Origin of the sequence: Promicromonospora sp. NPDC050249 (assembly GCF_040656015.1) — a bacterium.
In the GTDB taxonomy this organism is placed as follows: domain Bacteria; phylum Actinomycetota; class Actinomycetes; order Actinomycetales; family Cellulomonadaceae; genus Promicromonospora.
In genome coordinates, this window is record NZ_JBFAKY010000010.1 from 85,631 (window position 1) to 104,045 (window position 18,415).

Genomic DNA, 18,415 nt, shown 5'->3' on the forward strand with positions numbered 1-18,415 from the left:
ACGGCCTGTTTTCGTCTGTGCGCCTGAAGGGATTCGAACCCCCGACCTTCTGCTCCGGAGCATCCTGGATCGATCCGGATTGGCGGAAAATCTCGCGGTTGTCGTGGCACGGTTCCCCCGGAAAAGTCGGCGTCGCGCGGCTCGTTTCGATGCTCCGGTGGGGAGATCGGTGGGGGAGTGCTGGTGCGTCCGAGGTGCCCGTGACCGTCCGCCGGCCTCGGACCTGTCTCGCTATCGTTGTTGGATGAGCGAAGCCAGACACCCGAGCGAAGATGCGGCAGGTGAGGTCGTAGGCGCGGTCATCCCTGGTTCCGGTCCATTCATCGCTAGAGCACTCTCCCTGGTGCGCAAAGAATGGCAGCGCAACGCCTCTCAGTCACTTAGAGCCGCAGAGACTATCTCGGGCCGGTCACGTGAGGACCTTGAAGAATTGCTGGAAACGAACCCTGAGCTCACGCCCCTATACCTTCGAGTGCTCTGGGCCGCAGGCATGAACGGCCACGACGAGACTTTGCGAGCGATGGGCGCGACACTCGGGGAGGCAGTGAACGCCTCAGGCACCGAGGCCGCCGATGCGATCGCCGACGCAGACCAGGCACTTATGGCGATGAGCCGTCTCACACCCCGCCACTTCCGCATCCTCCGATTCATGTGCAGCCGGCCGCGACCGACTGCGGGCGGTACGCCGTCCGGATGGAGTACCGCCCGCATCACCGAAGCGCTGGGGCTGGATGAGGACCGTGTCACCTGGTGCCTCTCCGATTTGGTGGGAACCGGCCTTGTCGCGTGGAGTGGCGACTTCTTCGGGAGCACCTTGTATTGGGCAACTGCGCTCGGCAGGGCAGTTCAGCACGCTTCCGACACGCTGGCCGCTGAGTAGGTTCTAGCACTGGCCAGCGCTAGCGGTGGGGTTGGAGAGGGCACTTGTACGGCGTTGCACGTGGAACGACACAACCCGCCTGACCTGCGCAGATAGCTTGATCGCGGCTCGACCGACTTGGATGCGTTGGCACGACCTTCGACGGCAAACCGGAGCGAAAACGGAGACTTGTTGGTGCGTCCGGGGTGGGGCGTCGTCCGGCTCCCTGCCACGTTCTTCGTCGTCGTGGTGCCGGGTCAAGGCTGGCGCTTGCGCCATCGCGCAGTGACGCGGAGCGGTCTTGACGTGGTGCCGCGTCGATGAAGATCCTCCGAGAGCCGGACGTCGTTCCACTGGTGAGATGACCACCGGCAGCTGCCCGTGATCATGTCCGACGCCGGGTGGTCTGGCACGCTGGCGTCGGGCGGGCGGTTGTTAGGCGGGTGCTCGACGTGGCTGGCTACGGGCGCCGGCCGCCGTGACCGTCCGCGATCTACGGAAATTAGACAAGGGCTGTGCATCGCCAGCCGTGACTGCCATCGTGTGCACATGACTCCCGCCGAAGCCGAGCCCCTAGTCTCGGTCGAGTCCCTCATTGCGGTCTTGGGCGCCGCTGGCTTGGGAACCATCCTGGGCCACCTCCTCGCGGCCGCGAAAGACAGGCGCGAGGTACGGAGCCGTGCTCTCGCAGCGATTCAACACGTTGAGGAACTGCGATGGGCACCCTTTGATGCACGCGAACTGAGTGCTGCGATGCGCGATGCCGGAGCCGCCCTCATGCTCGCCCGCGTACCTCGGGCCGTAACTCGCCGGTACCTGCTGTGCGCACACGCGGCCAGCATCGTCAGCAAGGACGACTACGACCAGTTTCCTACGCCCGAGGGCGGTGGCCTTCCCGGAAACCTGGACGAACTCGTTGCTTTAGCCGGGCGCGCTGCCTTGGCCGTGGTCTGGAACCCGTGGATCGGACGACTGCGTGCCTACTTCCTGCTCGCCAGGGCTACCCGCCTGGAGGCTGCGGTACCTGCCGGCAGCTCCGTTGCGAACGCGCTAACCGCCGCGAAGCGACGAGCAATCACCTGAAATAGCGGGCGGGGTGCGGTGGGGTGCGCGAAGGGCCGCTTGCGGCCCGGAGCGCGGGGCCCCATCGCGGGGCCCCGCCGGCGGCGCGGCGGAGCCGCGCCCTTGATCTTATAGAGGTCAATTCGGCAGTGGTCCTGCGGAGATCTGACTAGCGGACGCGGTCGCGATCTCCTGCTAAGACGCCAGGACGTGGGTTCTCCATGACTTCGGCTCCCGTCGCGGGAGTACGCGTTGGAAGATCCGTGCTGGCCAGCCGTACGGGCGCCAGAAGACGACGATGTCAATCGGGGCTCCGATCCCGGTGTCTCTGCCTGGCCCGGATGCGATGTCGAAGAAGACCTGCCGGCCACGGTTGAGAATGAACGGGCCGTGCATTCCATCGGGGGTTGTGATCGATGCGTGATGGGGGATCATCACGTACTCCACTTTGACAGGGCTCCAGCGCAGCCATCGCAGACCGAAGATGTTCTCTGAGGCCGTGGTGACTTCGAAGGGCTGCACCGGCGTTGCCTCGCGCCAAGCGAGCCAGGCGAAGACCGAGCCAAGCAGCGCAACAAGAAGCCCTGCCGACCCGATAAGGAGTCCGATTAACTCGATCTCATCTACCGTCACGACTGCATCGTAGAGCGCGGGGCTACGCATCAAAGTCCCGGCGGTGCAGCCGGACTCACGAGGTCTCTCCTGAGTCCGGCAGGCTAACGACTGGTTGGCACGACGTAGACGGCGGCAGGTTCGGTGAGGCCATCGCCGTAGGAATGCGTGAGGGTGGCTATCCGCTGAGCGCCGAGTCGTTCGTAGAGTCTGATCGCGGCCTTGTCCTTGAGCATGACGTCGAACGCGATGGCGAGTTCTTGGTCTTGGGCGAACTCGAACGCAGCTTCCATGAGGAGTCGTCCGGCGCCGCTGCCCCGGGTGGTCGGGGTCTATGAAGAGGCGTACCGGGATAGCCAAGCGGTCGATGTCCCCGCCTGCGTGGTCGTGCCAGGCTCGGGCAGCGTCGTCCTCCGGCACGGCTCGTGTGGGCGTGATCTGCCCGACGGGCTCGCCGTCCTCGACGGCGGTCCAACTCTGGAGTTCGTTATTGTGGCGCAGCCAGCCTTCGGGGTCCGCGACACCCTCGACGGGGTAGCCGTCCAGCGCGCGAACTCGGACTAGGACGGCGGCGAGGTCGGGAAGGTCTTACGTCGGTGACCTCGACTTCAACCGGGGGCTTATCGAGGTCCAGCGTCAGGTGACAGAGGTCTCGAAGGACGAGAACGAGACGCTTTCCTCGGAATACCGGCGGGTGGGAAGCCTGCTGTGGGGACCGCCCAAGGGGGAGAAGACCCGCATCGTCCCGTCGCCTCGTCACATGGCCGCGACGCTGCGCGCTCACACCGCCGGCAAGGGGCGTGGCGATCTCGTCTTCGGGTCTGAGCGCGGCGGAAAGGTCATCCGGGGGAACGTCCTCAAACGGCGCGTGGGCTGGGCCAAACTCGTCGCTCGTCGCGGGTTCGCTGGCTTCCGAGTCCACGACCTGCGGGCGACGGCGGCGACCAACTACCTCGCGGCCGGCGTGCCGGTGAACGTCGTCCGGGACATCCTCGGACACGAGGACATCAAGGTGACCAACCTCTACGCGAGGTCCCACGATGACGCATTGACGCGCGCCGCTGCTGCCATGGATAAGTACGCGGGACACTGACTTGTGGTGGGGAGATTGGTGGGGAACGGCTCTTGGTCCCGGACAGAGAAAGGGCCCCTCATTCGGCGTTATGCCTGGTGAGGGGCCCTTTTTCGGGTGGTGCGCCTGAAGGGATTCGAACCCCCGACCTTCTGCTCCGGAGGCAGATGCTCTATCCACTGAGCTACAGGCGCGTGGCCGAGATCCATGAGCTGACGCTCACCGTATCGGCCGAAACGAGACTACCAGGTGACCGACGTGTGGCGTGCATCGATACCTGTGACACTCGTCTGGCAACCTTCCGTCGACCGCCTGCGTCTGTGTCCCATGAATCGACGAAGAGCCCGATCCCACCGGCGTACTGACGTACGCGGGCGACGATGAACGAGGTGTGGACATGGTGAGTGACGACGCGGTCGTCCTGGACGGTCCCGATGCCGTCGTGGTGGCCACAGGCACTGCGGCCGAGCGGTTCACGAGCTTCGCGAGAGACCGGTCGCCCGAGCTGTCCCGCATCGCCTATCTGTTGTGCGGCGACGTGCACCGGGCCGCCGACCTGGTCCAGCTGGCCCTGGAGCGGACGTACCGGGCCTGGGGCAAGGTCGGCGACGGCGACCCGTTCGCCTACGCCCGCAGGGTGATCGCCACGGCGCGGATCGACTCCTGGCGGCGCACCAAGCATGACGTCCTCGTCGCTCCCACCGACCTGCGGCCGGGTTCCGCGCCGGACGGCACGCAGCACGTCGTCGACCGTGACGAGCTGGTAGGGGCGCTCCGGCAGCTCCCGGCGGCACAACGGCGCGTCGTCGTCCTGCGGTACCTGTTGGATCGCACGGAGAAGCAGACGGCCGAGGACCTGGGGATCTCCCTGGGCGCCGTGAAGTCTGGCGCGTCGCGCGGCCTCGACCGGCTGCGGGAGCTCCTGGGCACGGAAAACCCACGGTCAGCGACGGCGACGAACGGCACGACCTCGCGGAAGGAGGCGCAGTCATGAAGGAACAGAGCGACATCCTGGTAAAGCTGATCCACGACGCCGCGGGGCAGGTCGGGCCGCTGGACGGGATCGATGGCGAGGCCATGGCACGGCGGGCGATCCGCCACGAGCGCACGCGCCGAGGCGTGATCGGGGGTGCCGTTGCCATCGTGCTGGCAGTCCTGGGCACGGCGCTCTGGGTTGCCGAGCGACCGGCGCTTCCGGCGGGTCTGCCGTGGACGCGCGACGCGGCAGAGGTTCGTTCGGACGAGCTGGTCTTCGAGCTGCCGGAAGGCTACGAGGAGTTCACCACCACCGGGGACCCGATGTGGGGACTCGACCCGGTGATCCCGAACGAGTCGGAGGCCATGGAAGGGCAGAACGCGTATGCGCCCTCGTGGATCGCCACGGCGCCCGCGGAGGACGCACCCCTGGTCGGCGAGCTCGTCGGCAACCCGGTGACCGACGTCGATGTACCCGGAGCCGTGTCCGCGCGCTGGTCCTGGTACTCGGCGGACGACGTCTCCCTCCCGGGGTACTGGGAGCGGAAGCCGGGGGACGGCGACTTCGTCGGTGAGCTGGACGTCGAGCTGCACACGGGAACGGTGGTCCGTCTGACCATGAGCCTGACCGACGACGAATCGCCGCAGGACACCTTCGAACGGCTCGTCAGGACAGTGGAGGTGGACGGGGAGGTCGTCGCGCCGGACGGACCGCCGGCGACCATCCAGGAGGACCTGCCGCCCATCGAGACCACGGATGCGCCCGAGAGCTGGGCGGGGGCCGAGTTCCACGGTTTGACCTATGCGGCTCCCGGAGACTGGACGGCGGTCGACGGCGAGGGTGCCGAGCACCCGGCCGACACGCTGCTCCTGAGACGGCCGGACGGCAAGGCCGAGCTGCAGCTCGCCGTGGCCGACCGGCTGGAGAACTTCGAGTCGGGCGGCGCGCTCGATCTCCCGGGCCTCTATCGCTTCGAGCTGGCGGACGCCGACGTGTCGATCGTCCGGACCGAGCGTTTCGACGGCGAGTACCGGGCCTACATCGAGGTCCGCCGCGCGGACGGCAGGAGCTACATGGTGAACCTCTCCGGTTACCCGGGTGCCGGGGACCTCGAGGACGACCTCGCCGCGCTCCTCGGCAGTCTCGGCTTCACGGAGGAGTCGAAGGAGGGAGCCACTGCCTACGACAAGCTGGATTCCGCGGACCCGCTGCTGCAGGACCCGCCGTCGGACTGGAGGCCGGAGACGTTCGAGGGCATTCGCCTGAAGCTGCCGCCGGAGCTGAAGAGCGACGAGGGGACGTGGGGTATCTGGACCAGCGACTCCGATGACACCTGGGAGGAGCTCTTGATCACCCCCTGGGACATGGAGGCGTACGACCAGCCTCTCGGCCTCGACGAGAACGGGTACCGGTACGAGCCACCCGGCACGGCGCGCGGGGTCGCGACCGTCGGGACCAGCACCGACACCGGCGAGCCGCTCTTCCTGGGACGCTCTGCCTTCTACCTGACGCCTGACGGACGCAACGCGTTCGAGGTCCGGTACGAGGGCTCGGGAGCGACCGAGGAACGGTGGTGGCAGATCCTCGCGTCGCTGGACGCTACTGATCTGACGTCGCCCTGATCCCTGTCCGACGCCGGCGGGTGCGCCTCGGTGCACCGGCCGGCGTCGGACAGCTCGTTCCCGGCCTGTGGAAAGCGTGGGCCTCGTGTCGGCGCTCGCCCGTAGAATCGTCGAGTGACACCTACCCAGCTCTCCGAAGCACTCAGTGCTGCCCTTGCCGCGGCCGTCGCCGATGGCACACTCGCCCTGCCCGCCGACGCCGTGCCGGCGTCGGTCCACGTGGAGCGACCCAGGCAGCGAGAGCACGGGGACTGGGCCACGAACGTGGCCCTGCAGCTCGCGAAGAAGGCCGGTACGACGCCGCGCGCGCTGGCCGAGGACCTGGCCGCCCGCCTCGGCGCGACGCCCGGCATCAAGTCGGTGGGCGTCGCCGGCCCGGGTTTCCTCAACATCACGCTCGACGCCGGAGCGGCGGGCGAGCTCGCGCGCACCATCGTCGAGGCGGGCGCGGCGTACGGCCGGGGTGAGGCCCTGACCGGCCAGGTCATCAACCTGGAGTTCATCAGCGCCAACCCGACCGGTCCGCTGCACATCGGCCATACCCGCTGGGCCGCGCTCGGCGACTCGCTGGGCCGCATCCTCCGCGCTGCCGGCGCCGAGGTGGCCGCCGAGTACTACATCAACGACGCCGGCGCGCAGATGGACCGCTTCGGCGAGTCCGTCCTGGCACGGGCGACGGACACCGAGGTACCCGAGGGCGGTTACCGCGGCGAGTACGTCAAGGAGCTCGCCGCCAAGGTGCTCGCCGACCACCCCGACCTGCCGGAGCTGCCACGCGACGAGGCGATCGCCGTCGCCCGCGAGGCAGGCTACAAGCACCAGCTCGCCGAGATCCGCGAGGTGCTGGAGGGCTTCGGCGTGCACTTCGACGTCTGGTTCTCGGAGCGTGAGCTGCACAGCTCGGGCGCCGTCGAGAAGGCGGTAGCCCGCCTGCGCGAGCAGGGGCACGTGTTCGACAAGGAGGGCGCGGTCTGGCTGCGCACGACGGACTTCACGGACGACAAGGACCGCGTGATGATCCGGGCGAACGGCGAGCCCACGTACTTCGCCGCCGACGCCGCGTACTACCTGTCGAAGAAGGACCGCGGGTTCCCGGGCAAGATCTACCTGCTCGGCGCCGACCACCACGGGTACGTCAACCGCCTCAAGGCGATCGCCGCCTGCGCGGGGGACAACCCGGAGACGAACATCGAGGTGCTGATCGGCCAGCTCGTCAACGTCGGGGGCGCCAAGCTGTCCAAGCGCGCAGGCAACATCATCGAGCTGCGCGACCTCGTCGACTGGATCGGCAAGGACGCCGTCCGCTACTCCCTGGCCCGCTACCCCGCGGACACGCCGCTGGAGCTGCAGGGCGAGGACATGATCAAGCAGTCCAACGACAACCCGGTGTTCTACGTGCAGTACGCGCACAGCCGGACCGTCCAGATCGGGGCGAAGGCCGTCGAGCGCGGCGTGCGCCGCGCCGACGGGTTCGACCCGGCGCAGCTGTCGCACGCCTCGGAGACTGCCCTGATCGGTCGGCTCACCGAGTTCCCGCGGATCGTGGCCCAGGCTGCCGAGCTGCGCGAGCCGCACCGCGTCGCCCGGTACCTGGAGGCGCTCGCCGGCGACTTCCACGCCTGGTACAACGACGACGAGAAGCTGCGTGTCACGCCGTACCCGGACGAGGAGGTCACGGACGCGCACCGCGCGCGCCTGTGGCTGAACGACGCCGTCCGCACGGTCCTCGCCAACGGCCTGGACCTGCTGGGCGTGAGCGCTCCGGAGCGGATGTGATGGGCGGGTACGTGATGGGCTCTGACGTGAGCGGACCGCCCTGGTCGAGCGGCGTCGGCCGCCTGCCGGACGGTGCGGTAGCCGTCGGGGGAGTCGACGTACGCGAGCTCGCCGTTCAGCACGGCACGCCCGCCTACGTGCTGGACGAGGCCGACTTCCGCATGCGGGCCCGCGCGTACCGCACGGCGTTCGAGGCGGCGTTCGGCGCCGTCGGCACGGGCGTGGACGTGTACTACGCGGGCAAGGCGTTGCTCACCGTGGCCGTCGCGCGCTGGGCGCGCGAGGAGGGCCTGCGGGTCGACACCGCGTCGGGCGGCGAGCTGGCCATCGCGCTCCGGGCCGAGATTCCCGGCGCCGAGATCGGCCTGCACGGCAACAACAAGTCCGACACCGAGATCCTGCGGGCGCTCGATGCCGGCGTGGGCCGCATCATCGTGGACTCGCTGGTCGAGATCGAGCGGGTCGCTCGCCTCGCGCGCGAGCGCGGGGTCGTGGCGCCCGTGATGGTCCGGGTGACCACCGGAGTGCACGCAGGTGGCCACGAGTACATCGCGACGGCGCACGAGGACCAGAAGTTCGGGCTGTCGGTCAACGCGGGATCCGGGGCGACCAGCCCGGCGATGGCCGCGCTCCTCGCGGTGCTGAAGCATCCCGAGCTGAAGCTGCTGGGCATCCACTCGCACATCGGCTCCCAGATTCTCGACCCCGAAGGCTTCGAGGCCGCGGCACGCGTGGTGCTGCGGCTGCGGGCCGACCTGGCGGAGCGGTCCGGCCTGCTCGTCGACGAGGTCGACCTCGGTGGCGGTTACGGCATCGCCTACCTGCCCGGTGAGGTCGCGCTCGACCCGGAGCGCGTGGCGAAGGACATCGCACAGTCGGTGACCGGGGTGTGCAAGGAGCTCGGCACGAACCTGCCCCGGTTCTCGATCGAACCCGGCAGGGCGATCGTCGGCCCGGCGGGCCTCACGCTCTACACGGTCGGCACGGTCAAGCCGGTCACAGTGTCGGACGACGGCAGCGCTGACTTCACGCGCACCTACGTGTCCATCGACGGCGGCATGAGCGACAACATCCGCCCTGCCCTGTACGGGGCGGCGTACCACGCGGAGATCGTCGGCCGGTCGTCCGCCGCGGAGAAGGTGCTGGCGCGCGTGGTGGGCAAGCACTGCGAGTCGGGCGACATCGTCGTGCACGAGGTACAGCTCCCCGCGGACGTGCGGGCCGGGGATCTGCTCGCGGTCGCCGCGACCGGCGCCTACGGGCGGTCCATGGCGTCGAACTACAACATGCTGCCGCGTCCGCCGGTCATCGCGGTGTCCGACGGTGCGTCGCGGGTGCTCGTCCGCCGCGAGACCGAGGACGACCTGCTCGGCCTCGACCAGGGCTGACCCTCTCGGCTCCGGGCGTCCGCCCGGAGCCGAGAGGACCGCTCAGGCCCTCGGGTCAGACGTCCTGGGCGTCGTCGACGTGGCAGCCCTCGGCGGAGTCGCCGTACGCGTCGATGTGCGCCTCGATCTCCTTGGACAGGTCGTCGATCTGCAGGGTGAGCTTGTCCATCTCCGCGCCGATCGTCTCGACCGCCGCGATGTCGCGCGCGGTGATGGCGGCCATGAAGTCGTTCAGCCCGTCCATGTACGTGACGGTCTTCTCGTCCAGCTTTGCGGAGACCTCGAGCATCGCGTCCGCGTCGCCGATCGCACCGATGCAGGCCGTCGCGGTGCTCTCGGCACGCGACTTGGCGGTCTCCAGGTCGTCGATCGTCGCCTGGGCGTCGGCGAGGCTCTTCTCGGCGCTCGTCAGGTCGGCCGAGAGCGACGTGGCGCGGGACTCCCAGTCGCCGGCCGAGACCGTACCGAGCGCTCCCCATACGACGGCGCCGACGAGCAGCACCGCGAGCACGATCACCGCGACGTTGGCCCTGACGAAGGCCACGGCCTTGTGGGGCGCCTTCGGCGGTGCGGGCTCGGACGTGGGTGCGGGTTCGGGCTCCGCAGCAGGTGCAGGCGCGGCAGCGGGCGTGGGCTCCGGATCAGCCGCAGCAGCAGGTGCAGGTGCAGATGTGGGCTCAGGCGCGGCGGGCTCGGCGCCGGCCGGCAGGTCTCCCTCCGGCGCAGCAGGCGCCAGGTCGGGTTCGGGGGTGGGGTTCAGCTCAGCGGCGGGACGCGCACGCTCGTCGTCGGACATGCGGGCAACGTACTGGCTGAAAACTGGCGAAAAGCCCGAAAAACAACAGATCGCAGAAAGATCACCCCGGTGCGTGACGCGGCCCTCGTCGCCCGCCGCGGGGCGAGCGACGAGGGCCGCGGTTTCAGCTGCCCGCTACGCGCGGTCGATGGTGATCGTCGGCGAGGTCCAGGTCTCCCAGTGCTTGGGGTTCCAGGTGTCGCCGTCGGCCTTCAGGGCCTTGAGGGAGAGCACGTAGTCGCCGTCGGGCACGGCCTTCGTAACCCCGCGGAGCGTGGTGTACGAGCCGTCCCACGCGTAGGCGGTGAGCCCGCCGGCCGTCTCGTTCCGCTCCACGCCCGTCACGTCGACGGCGAACGCGCCGCGGCGGTCCACCGGGCGACCGGTCTCGGCGTCGAGCACCGTGACCTGCAGCGTCTCCACCTGGTGCTGGAAGTGGACAAGCGTGTACGGGATGTCGGGCAGACCGTTCACGGTGCCGAGCGAGTACGCGGCACCCTCGGGCTTCAGCTCGTAGTCGCCCTGCGGGTCGATGCAGTCGAGGTTGATGAACTCGGTGCACGTCGTGATGCTCCCGACCGACGGCAGGTCGGCCACCACCTCGCCCCCCGACACGATCGGCGTGATCGGGTCGATCGCCTGGTAGTCGCCCGCGTACCCGGCGTACGGCACCGAGTACGCGGTGCCGTCGCCGGCCGTGACCACGACGTACCCGCCGTAGATGAGCTGGTTGGCGTCCGTCGCCTCGGGCGCGGTGACCGTCACGCGGACCACGCCGGAGTCGCCCGGCCGCAGCGTCACCGACTCGCGGCTGAACGACACGTCCGCGTACGCGTTGGCGAACGACGGCGCGAAGGTGTTGCCGTGGGTCCCGCGCGCAGGTTTGTGCGACACGGTGTACGTGGCCGTCTTGCGGGTCGTGTTGCGGACCGTCACCGACTTGGTGATGGTTCCGGTCTTCGTGTTCTCGCCGAGCGAGAGCTTCGCGGGCCGCACGCTGGCGCCGGCCTGGACGACCCCTGGGATGTCGAGCATGCCCGCACCCTGCCGGTGGACGTTGTCGAGATGGCCGACGGGGGCCCCGGACCACGCGGCCGGGTCCGCGCTGTTCTGCAGCATGCTCCGGACCTGCGAGGCGCGCAGGCGCGGCTGCGCCTCCAGCAGCAGGGCGACGGCGCCCGCGACGTGCGGCGACGCCATCGACGTGCCGGAGTTGACGCCGTGGCCGCCCTGCTCCAGCGGCAGGGTCGAGTTGATGTTGCCGCCGGGGGCGCCGATGTCGGGCTTGAGGGCCAGGTCCGGGGACAGCCCGTACGAGCTGAACGAGCTGATCAGGCCGCCGGTCGGGCTGGGCGTTGACACCTCGCCGGCGGACCACGTGAGCGTCACCTCGGTGCCGGCGGCGAGCTCGGCGACGAGGGCCTTGCCCTCGGCCTGCGGGATACCGATGCCAGGGATGTCGCGGTCCACGACGCCACCGCCGGAGAACAGGCCGGGGCTCGAGTTGTAGATCACGACTGCCGTTGCGCCAGCCGCGTGCGCCGTCGAGTACTTCTCGTCGAAGGAGCACGAACCGCGTGCGATGAGTGCGGTCTTGCCCGCGACGTCTGCCTCCAGCGGTATGCCGACGCTGGGGCAGACCGTTCCGGCGTCGACCAGCGGGTCGGTGGTGCCCTCGGTGGGCGGGTCCGCGACGTCGCCGAGCCCCAGGTAGGGCACTGCCGTGCCCGACGGGTTCGAGACGACGGAGCGTGCGGTCACGTGGGTGTTGTCGAACGACGCGACGCCGATGACCTTCTCGCCCAGGCCGGGCGCGCCCGCCGAGTACAGGCCCGACGCGCCCGAGTTGCCGATCGAGGCGACGACGACCATGCCGCGGTCGACGAGCAGGTCGCTCGCGGTAGCCGTCGGGTACGACGGCCAGGAGTAGGAGGAGCCGATCGACATGTTCAGCACGTCCATGTCGTCAGCCAGGGCACGCTCCATGGCCGCGATCATGATGTCGGCGGAGGTGGAACCCTCGCAGCCGAACACGCGGTACGCCCCGAAGGAGACGCCGGGCGCCACGCCCGTGATCCCGTCGGCCCGGCCCTCGGCGTTCGCGCCGACGATGCCCGCCACGTGGGTGCCGTGCCCCTGGCAGTCGTCGGGGACGGCGTCGGGGTGCGGGACCCGCCGGTCCGGGTCGCTCGAGGCCTCGTTGTAGTCGTCGCCTACCAGGTCGTAGCCCGCGATCACGCGGCTGTTCGGGAAGCCGGGGCCGCCCAGGTCCGGGTGGTCGATGTCGATGCCCGTGTCCATGACGGCGACCTTCACGCCCTCGCCCGTCAGGCCGAGCTCGTTCTGCGCGATGTCCGCACCCGTCATGCCGAGCGCCGTCGCCATGTCCGGCTCGTTGCGGGGGACGGTCTCCGGGATCTCGATCTGCGTCATGGGGTAGATCGCCTTGACGCCCTCGGTGCGCTGCAGCTTCCCGAGCTGGGCCGAGTCCATGTCGATGGAGTAGCCGTTGAACAGGGTGTGGAACGTGCGCCGGACCGAGTAGTCGACGTCGGCGTCCTTCGCGGCCGCGCGGAACTCCTGGCGTTCGGCCGTGAGGGTCTTGCTGTCGGTGCCCGCTGACGCCGGCTCGCTCTCCAGCTCGACGAACCATGAGCCCTTGGTCTCGTTGACCAGGCTGGTGTCGACGGAGGCCGGGATCTCGTGGACCGGCGCTATCGGGTCGATGGCGCCCGCGCCCCCGACTGTCGCGCCCTGGGCGGCGAGGCCCTGGGCGGTGACACCCCCGGCAGCCAGCGCGAGCGCGGCGAGCGCTCCGAGGTACCTGCTGCGATTCATTCGTGCTCCCCGTTCGGGAGGTCACCGATTACTACCCCGGTGGCCCTTATGTGAAGAAAGCGTGACTCGGGTGACTTTAGAGGAGCACTTCCGCGCGGGGAAGACGCGGGAGGGCAAGCCGGGTGATTTTCCGGTGCGGCGTTACCGCACGTCGATGTGGATCGGGTTGGTGTAGAGCCAGGTGTCCGCCCACGGGTCGCCGTTGTTGTCGTCGTGGGGCAGCGGGCCGTCGGGGTCGATCGAGGCTCCGAGATATCCGGCGCCGTGCCGCTTTCCGTCGCTGCCGCGCAGCCGGATGTAGCAGGACTGCGTGATGCGGCCCAGCGGGATGCGCAGGTGATAGGTGCCGGACCTGCTGCTCGTGTCGATCTGCTCGACCACGCGCGTGTCGGGTGCCTGCCAGCTGTCGCGGTCCGTCGACGGCCCGGTCACGGCGCCTCGGATCACGTCAAGGTGGGCGAGCCGGGGGAGCACCCCGTGCGGGTTGGGGCGGTGCGCGCTGCGCACCTTGACCGTGAGCTCCACCGAGGTCCCGCGCTCCACGGTGAGCCGTCCGCCAAGGGTGCTGCTCCGGCCCCGTGCTCCGACCAGGCGGACGTCGAGCCCGTCGACGAGGTGGCCGTGGTCCACCCAGACCCGGCCGCGGCGCATACCGTCCATGATGTCGAGGTAGCCGTGCCGGGTCACGCCGACGTGGGTACGGCTGAACTCGCCGGGCCAGAAGTCGCTGCCGGGCTGGGGTGTCCCGGTGTCGACGGGTGACGGCTTCCAGCCCAGCGAGTCGAAGCTCTCGCCGGGCGGCATGTCGCCGTCGCGCCAGGTGTCCCAGATGGTGCGGTGGTTGTCGGAGTTGGAGGTGATCGAGAACAGGGTGCCCTCCGCCAGCATCGCGTCCCACAGGCCACCGACGGTCGCCGTCATCCAGTCGAAACCACCGAAGGTGCGGTACGCCTCGGCCGGGTAGCCGGGGTAGGAGTCCGGGCGCGGCGCGTTGCTGTACTCGCCGCGCTGGGCCCGCGTGCTGCCGCGGTACGCGACCCAGTCCGGGTCCGCGTCGCCCTGGGCACCCGGCGCGCCCTCCATGCCGATGCAGATCCCGCGGGCGGCGTCGCGCCAGGCCCGGATCTCGTGCGGGGAGTCGATGCCGAGCCGGGACGGGTGGTTGGCCAGCACGAGGACGTCGTCGACGTAGCCGCTCGACTTCTGGGCGGCCAGCCACTGCAGCGCGTCCACCGCGCGCTGCTCGTTCTCGGGCAGGTCAGCGGCCCAGCCGTTGAGCTTGCCGTCCCACCGGCGCTCGAACTCGCGCAGCAGCTCGACCTCGTGCCGGCCGGGTGCGGTGAACACGGTGCCGTGCTCGGCAGCGGGGATGTACCACTCCAGGCCCTGGAAGATCAGCTGGCGCGGGTTGCGCGCCCGCGCGGCCATGATCTCCTCGTGCTCGGCGGCGGCTCCCTTGTCGCGGTGCCCGAGGTTGCTGTGCTCCGTGAAGACCATCCAGTCGAGGCCGAGCTCCGCGCCCTTCCTGGCGAGCTGGTCGAAGTCGTACTTGGCGTCGTGGCTGTACCGGGAGTGCACGTGGTGGTCGCCGACCAGCCAGGCGAGCCGAGGATCCCCGTGCCGGTCCGCGGCGACGGCGGTTCCGGCGTGCGCGCCGGTGGCGAGCGCGAGCCCACCGGCCATACCGAGCCGCAGGAACGTGCGGCGGGAGGCTCCTTGCGGGTCCAGGGACGAGGCCGGGACCGACGGATCGGCCCAGGCGGGCAGATCCGTGGCACGGAACGGGTGGGGCATGGTTCCTCCTGCGGCAGTTCTGGGTAACGCCACAGGGTTGCGCCGTTCGAAGGCACAGGGGTGAACATGAGACGTCCGGCGCCTGTCGGCAGCCTCAAGACCCGACGCCGGGCCGGTAGCCCCCGGGGTGGTGGGGCGGAGAGAGACGGCAACCGGCACGGCGTCGGGCAGCTGGGGAGGCGAACTCAGACCTGGTCGGCCGGGGAGTCCACCAGGTGTCCCTGGTAGGCGGGGTTCGTCAGGAACGCCGGGAAGTCGTCCTGGAGCGCGACCTGGCGGAAGATCGCCGCCGCGTCGTCGAGCCGGCTGCCGTGCTCCTGCGGGAGCGAGGCGACGACGTCGAGCAGGATCGTCTCGACCCGTTCCCGTGTGATCGGGAGCCGGTCGTCGTGGGTCACCGTGCCTGACGCGATCCACTGCCACACCTGGGACCGGGAGATCTCGGCGGTGGCGGCGTCCTCCATCAGGTTGTCGAGCGCCGCGGCTCCGGTACCGCGCAGCCAGGCGTCGATGTAGCGGACGGCCACCGAGACGTTCGACCGCAGCCCGGCGGAGGTCACGGTCGCCCCGGCGCGCCGCGCGGAGGCGATGTCGAGGAGCTCGTGCTGCCCCACGACGACGTCCGGCCGCTGCCGCGACACCTGGTTCGGCGCGTCCCCGAGGACGGCGTCGAACTCGGCCTCGGCCACGGGGATCAGGTCGGGGTGGGCCACCCACGTGCCGTCGAAGCCGTCGCCGGCCTCGCGCTTCTTGTCGGCCGCGACCTGCTGGAACGCCTGACGCGTGACCTCAGGGTTGCGGCGGTCCGGGATGAACGCGCTCATCCCGCCGATGGCGTGCGCCCCGCGCTTGTGGCACGTGGCGACGAGCAGCTCGGTGTAGGCGCGCATGAACGGTGCGGTCATGGTCACCTGCGCGCGGTCCGGCAGCACGTACGAGTCGCCGCGCGTGCGGAAGCACTTGATGATCGAGAACAGGTAGTCCCAGCGACCCGCGTTGAGCCCCGCACAGTGGTCACGCAGCTCGTAGAGGATCTCCTCCATCTCGAACGCCGCGGGCAGCGTCTCGATGAGCACCGTGGCGCGGATCGTGCCGCGGGGGATACCCAGCGCGTCCTGCGCGACCTCGAACACCTCGTTCCACAGCCGCGCCTCCTTGTACCCCTCCAGCTTGGGCAGGTAGAAGTACGGGCCCCGGCCGCGAGCGATCAGCTCGGCGGCGTTGTGGAAGAAGTAGAGCCCGAAGTCCACGAGGCTGCCCAGGGCGCCGCTCGTGATGCCGTTCGCGTCCGTGTAGCGCAGGTGAGCCTCGTCGAGGTGCCAGCCACGCGGCCGGAACACGATCGTCGGGAGGTCGACTATGTCCGCGGACCGCAGCGTGTATTCCTTGCCGGCCTCGTTGGTGAAGCTCAGCGAGCCGCGGATGGCGTCGTGCAGCGCGAGCTGCCCCTCCACCACGTTGGGCCACGTCGGGCTGGATGCGTCCTCGGCGTCGGCCAGCCAGCACCGGGCACCGGAGTTGAGCGCGTTGATGGTCATCTTCGGGTCGGTGGGACCCGTGATCTCGACCCGGCGGTCCTCCAGGCCGGGCGCCTTCCGGGAGCCGGCGACCCGCCAGTGCGGGTCGTCGCGCACCGGACGTGTCGAGGCCCGGAAGTCGGGGTCGCTGCCGTCCGCGATGTCCTGACGGCGCAGCTGGCGCTGCGCGATCAGCTCGTCGCGGGCGGCGTCGAACCGGTCGTGGAGCAGGGCGAGGAACTGGAGGGCGTCAGCGCTCAGGATCTCGCCGTAGCGCGGGCCGACCGATCCGGTGACGGTGATGACGCCCCGGCGTGAGCCGGTCCGTGAGGCACCCACCCCACCGTTCGGCAGCGAGCTCGGCGCGGAGCTCCTGGGTGCCGGCGTGGCGGCCGGGTGCCCGGTGGCCTGGCGTGCCGAGGCCTGGCGTGCGGCCGACGTCGGCGTGGAACCCGCACGTGCTGCGGGCGGCGTGCCGATCCCGGCGAGACCGGCGTCCGGGTCGAAGGGGTTGGCGCCCTGCGGGCGCGTGTCGATGGTCGCGGTCATCAGAACTGCGCCGCCTCGGTAGAACCGGCCAGAGCCGTGGTGGAGGAGTCGGGGTTCAGCGCCGTCGCCACGCGGTCGAAGTAGCCGGTGCCGACCTCGCGCTGGTGCTTGGTGGCGGTGTAGCCACGCGACTCGGCGGCGAACTCCTTCTCCTGCAGCTCGACGTACGCGGTCATCTGCTCGCGGGCGTACCCGTGGGCCAGGTCGAACATCGAGTAGTTCAGGGCGTGGAAGCCGGCCAGGGTGATGAACTGGAACTTGAAGCCCATCGCGCCCAGCTCGCGCTGGAACTTCGCGATCGTGTCGTCGTCCAGGTGCTTCTTCCAGTTGAACGACGGCGAGCAGTTGTAGCTCAGCATCTGGTCCGGGAAGTCTGCCTTCACGGCCTCGGCGAACTTGCGGGCGAGCTCGAGGTCGGGCGTGCCGGTCTCCATCCAGATCAGGTCGGAGTACGGCGCGTAGGCCTTGGCGCGGGCGATGCACGGCTCGATGCCGTTGGTCACCTTGTAGAAGCCCTCGGCGGTGCGCTCGCCGGTGATGAAGGGCAGGTCGCGCTCGTCGACGTCGGAGGTGATCAGGGTCGCGGCCTCGGCGTCGGTCCGGGCGATCACGATGGACGGAACGTCGGCGACGTCAGCCGCGAGGCGGGCCGCGTTCAGCGTCCGCACGTGCTGCTGCGTCGGGACGAGCACCTTGCCACCCAGGTGGCCGCACTTCTTCTCCGAGGCGAGCTGGTCCTCCCAGTGCACGCCGGCCGCGCCCGAGGTGATCATCGACTTCATCAGCTCGTACGCGTTGAGCGGGCCGCCGAAGCCGGCCTCGGCGTCGGCCACGATCGGGGCCAGCCAGTCACGGGTCGGCGTGCCGTTCTCCGAGACGTCGATCTGGTCGGCGCGCAGGAGCGCGTTGTTGATGCGACGGACCACCGCTGGCACCGAGTTGGCCGGGTACAGCGACTGGTCGGGGTAGGTCTGGCCCGAGAGGTTCGCGTCACCCGCGACCTGCCAGCCGGACAGGTAGATGGCCTGCAGGCCCGCCTTGACCTGCTGCACCGCCTGGTTTCCGGTCAGCGCCCCGAGGGCGTTGATGTAGTCCTCCTCGTGCAGCTGGCGCCACAGGCGCTCGGCGCCGCGGCGGGCGAGGGTGTTCTCCTCGCCGACCGAGCCGCGCAGCGCGACGACGTCCTCGGGAGTGTAGGTGCGCTCGATGCCGGCCCAGCGAGGGTCGGACTCCCAGGACTGCTGCAGCTCCGCAGCGGTCTGCACCTGGTCGCCGGTGCGCACGGGAGTCGACGCGGTCGTCGCGGACACAGTCGCCTCTGACGGGGAATCGATGGTGGGTGCGCTCATGGCGTTCTCCTTCTCCTGGGACTTCGGTGGAACCTCGTCACCGCGCCTGCCGGGTGACGTGTTACGACCTTCTGCCCTGCGCAACCCCCTTCACAAGCAGATCTGGGTAGAAGAACTTCAGTTCTTCTGTTGAACGGAAGCCTTCTCGTATGTCACCCTCGGGCATGGCAGTTACCCCCGGCAATCGCAGAACCGCGCGAAACGT

Annotated in this window: 12 protein-coding genes, 1 tRNA gene and 2 pseudogenes; 7 read left to right on the top strand and 8 right to left on the bottom strand. The window is 69.6% G+C overall.

Annotated features, from left to right (window positions below; genetic code table 11):
- Positions 1 to 244: 244 nt before the first annotated feature.
- Both AB0I32_RS10495 and AB0I32_RS10500 read left to right on the top strand, forming a co-directional pair.
- The gene (locus AB0I32_RS10495) at positions 245 to 880 is read left to right on the top strand and encodes a hypothetical protein (RefSeq protein WP_357505557.1); all 636 of its coding nucleotides are present in this window, start codon (positions 245 to 247) and stop codon (positions 878 to 880) included.
- A 528-nt stretch (positions 881 to 1,408) separates the two neighbouring features.
- Positions 1,409 to 1,942: a hypothetical protein gene (locus AB0I32_RS10500; protein ID WP_357505559.1), complete on the top strand. Its 534-nt coding sequence runs from the start codon at positions 1,409 to 1,411 to the stop codon at positions 1,940 to 1,942.
- Between the two features lie 174 nt (positions 1,943 to 2,116).
- Here the strand turns inward: AB0I32_RS10500 and AB0I32_RS10505 are convergent, their stop codons facing one another.
- Together AB0I32_RS10505 and AB0I32_RS10510 are read right to left on the bottom strand one after the other, a co-directional pair.
- Positions 2,117 to 2,554, bottom strand: coding sequence for a hypothetical protein (locus tag AB0I32_RS10505; RefSeq protein ID WP_357505561.1), 438 nt, complete (start codon positions 2,552 to 2,554; stop codon positions 2,117 to 2,119).
- An 83-nt stretch (positions 2,555 to 2,637) separates the two neighbouring features.
- Positions 2,638 to 2,850 (bottom strand): annotated as a pseudogene (locus tag AB0I32_RS10510) (GNAT family N-acetyltransferase); the annotation flags it as partial.
- Positions 2,851 to 3,140: 290 nt separating this feature from the next.
- On the opposite strand from AB0I32_RS10510, the pseudogene AB0I32_RS10515 reads away from it, so the two are divergent.
- Positions 3,141 to 3,626, top strand: a pseudogene (locus tag AB0I32_RS10515) (tyrosine-type recombinase/integrase); the annotation flags it as partial.
- Between the two features lie 97 nt (positions 3,627 to 3,723).
- Here the strand turns inward: AB0I32_RS10515 and AB0I32_RS10520 are convergent.
- Positions 3,724 to 3,799, bottom strand: a tRNA-Arg gene (locus AB0I32_RS10520).
- Between the two features lie 203 nt (positions 3,800 to 4,002).
- Between AB0I32_RS10520 and AB0I32_RS10525 the strand changes: the two genes are divergently transcribed.
- The 4 genes from AB0I32_RS10525 to lysA all read left to right on the top strand — a co-directional run bounded on the left by AB0I32_RS10525 (position 4,003) and on the right by lysA (position 9,367).
- Positions 4,003 to 4,599, top strand: a complete 597-nt coding sequence (locus tag AB0I32_RS10525) for a SigE family RNA polymerase sigma factor (protein ID WP_357505563.1) — start codon at positions 4,003 to 4,005, stop codon at positions 4,597 to 4,599.
- Entirely contained in the window at positions 4,596 to 6,203 is a 1,608-nt protein-coding gene (locus AB0I32_RS10530; protein ID WP_357505565.1) for a hypothetical protein, read from the top strand. Before AB0I32_RS10525 ends, AB0I32_RS10530 begins: the two co-directional genes overlap by 4 nt.
- A 114-nt stretch (positions 6,204 to 6,317) precedes the next feature.
- Positions 6,318 to 7,979: an arginine--tRNA ligase gene (argS, locus tag AB0I32_RS10535; RefSeq protein ID WP_357505567.1), complete on the top strand. Its 1,662-nt coding sequence runs from the start codon at positions 6,318 to 6,320 to the stop codon at positions 7,977 to 7,979.
- A gap of 14 nt (positions 7,980 to 7,993) precedes the next feature.
- On the top strand, positions 7,994 to 9,367 hold the full coding sequence (lysA, locus tag AB0I32_RS10540; protein WP_357505569.1) for a diaminopimelate decarboxylase: 1,374 nt from the start codon (positions 7,994 to 7,996) through the stop codon (positions 9,365 to 9,367).
- Positions 9,368 to 9,422: 55 nt separating this feature from the next.
- Here lysA and AB0I32_RS10545 read toward each other — a convergent pair whose 3' ends face one another.
- The 5 genes from AB0I32_RS10545 to aceA all read right to left on the bottom strand — a co-directional run bounded on the left by AB0I32_RS10545 (position 9,423) and on the right by aceA (position 18,210).
- The gene (locus AB0I32_RS10545) at positions 9,423 to 10,163 is read right to left on the bottom strand and encodes a hypothetical protein (protein WP_357505571.1); all 741 of its coding nucleotides are present in this window, start codon (positions 10,161 to 10,163) and stop codon (positions 9,423 to 9,425) included.
- Positions 10,164 to 10,298: 135 nt separating this feature from the next.
- Complete coding sequence (locus AB0I32_RS10550; protein ID WP_357505573.1) at positions 10,299 to 13,001, bottom strand: S8 family serine peptidase; 2,703 nt, start codon at positions 12,999 to 13,001, stop codon at positions 10,299 to 10,301.
- 141 nt (positions 13,002 to 13,142) lie between these two features.
- Positions 13,143 to 14,795, bottom strand: coding sequence for a PHP domain-containing protein (locus tag AB0I32_RS10555; protein WP_357505575.1), 1,653 nt, complete (start codon positions 14,793 to 14,795; stop codon positions 13,143 to 13,145).
- Positions 14,796 to 14,980: 185 nt separating this feature from the next.
- Positions 14,981 to 16,861, bottom strand: coding sequence for a malate synthase A (gene aceB / locus AB0I32_RS10560; RefSeq protein WP_357505577.1), 1,881 nt, complete (start codon positions 16,859 to 16,861; stop codon positions 14,981 to 14,983).
- Positions 16,861 to 18,210, bottom strand: coding sequence for an isocitrate lyase (gene aceA, locus AB0I32_RS10565; RefSeq protein ID WP_357505579.1), 1,350 nt, complete (start codon positions 18,208 to 18,210; stop codon positions 16,861 to 16,863). Before aceA ends, aceB begins: the two co-directional genes overlap by 1 nt.
- Between the last annotated feature and the right edge of the window lie 205 nt (positions 18,211 to 18,415).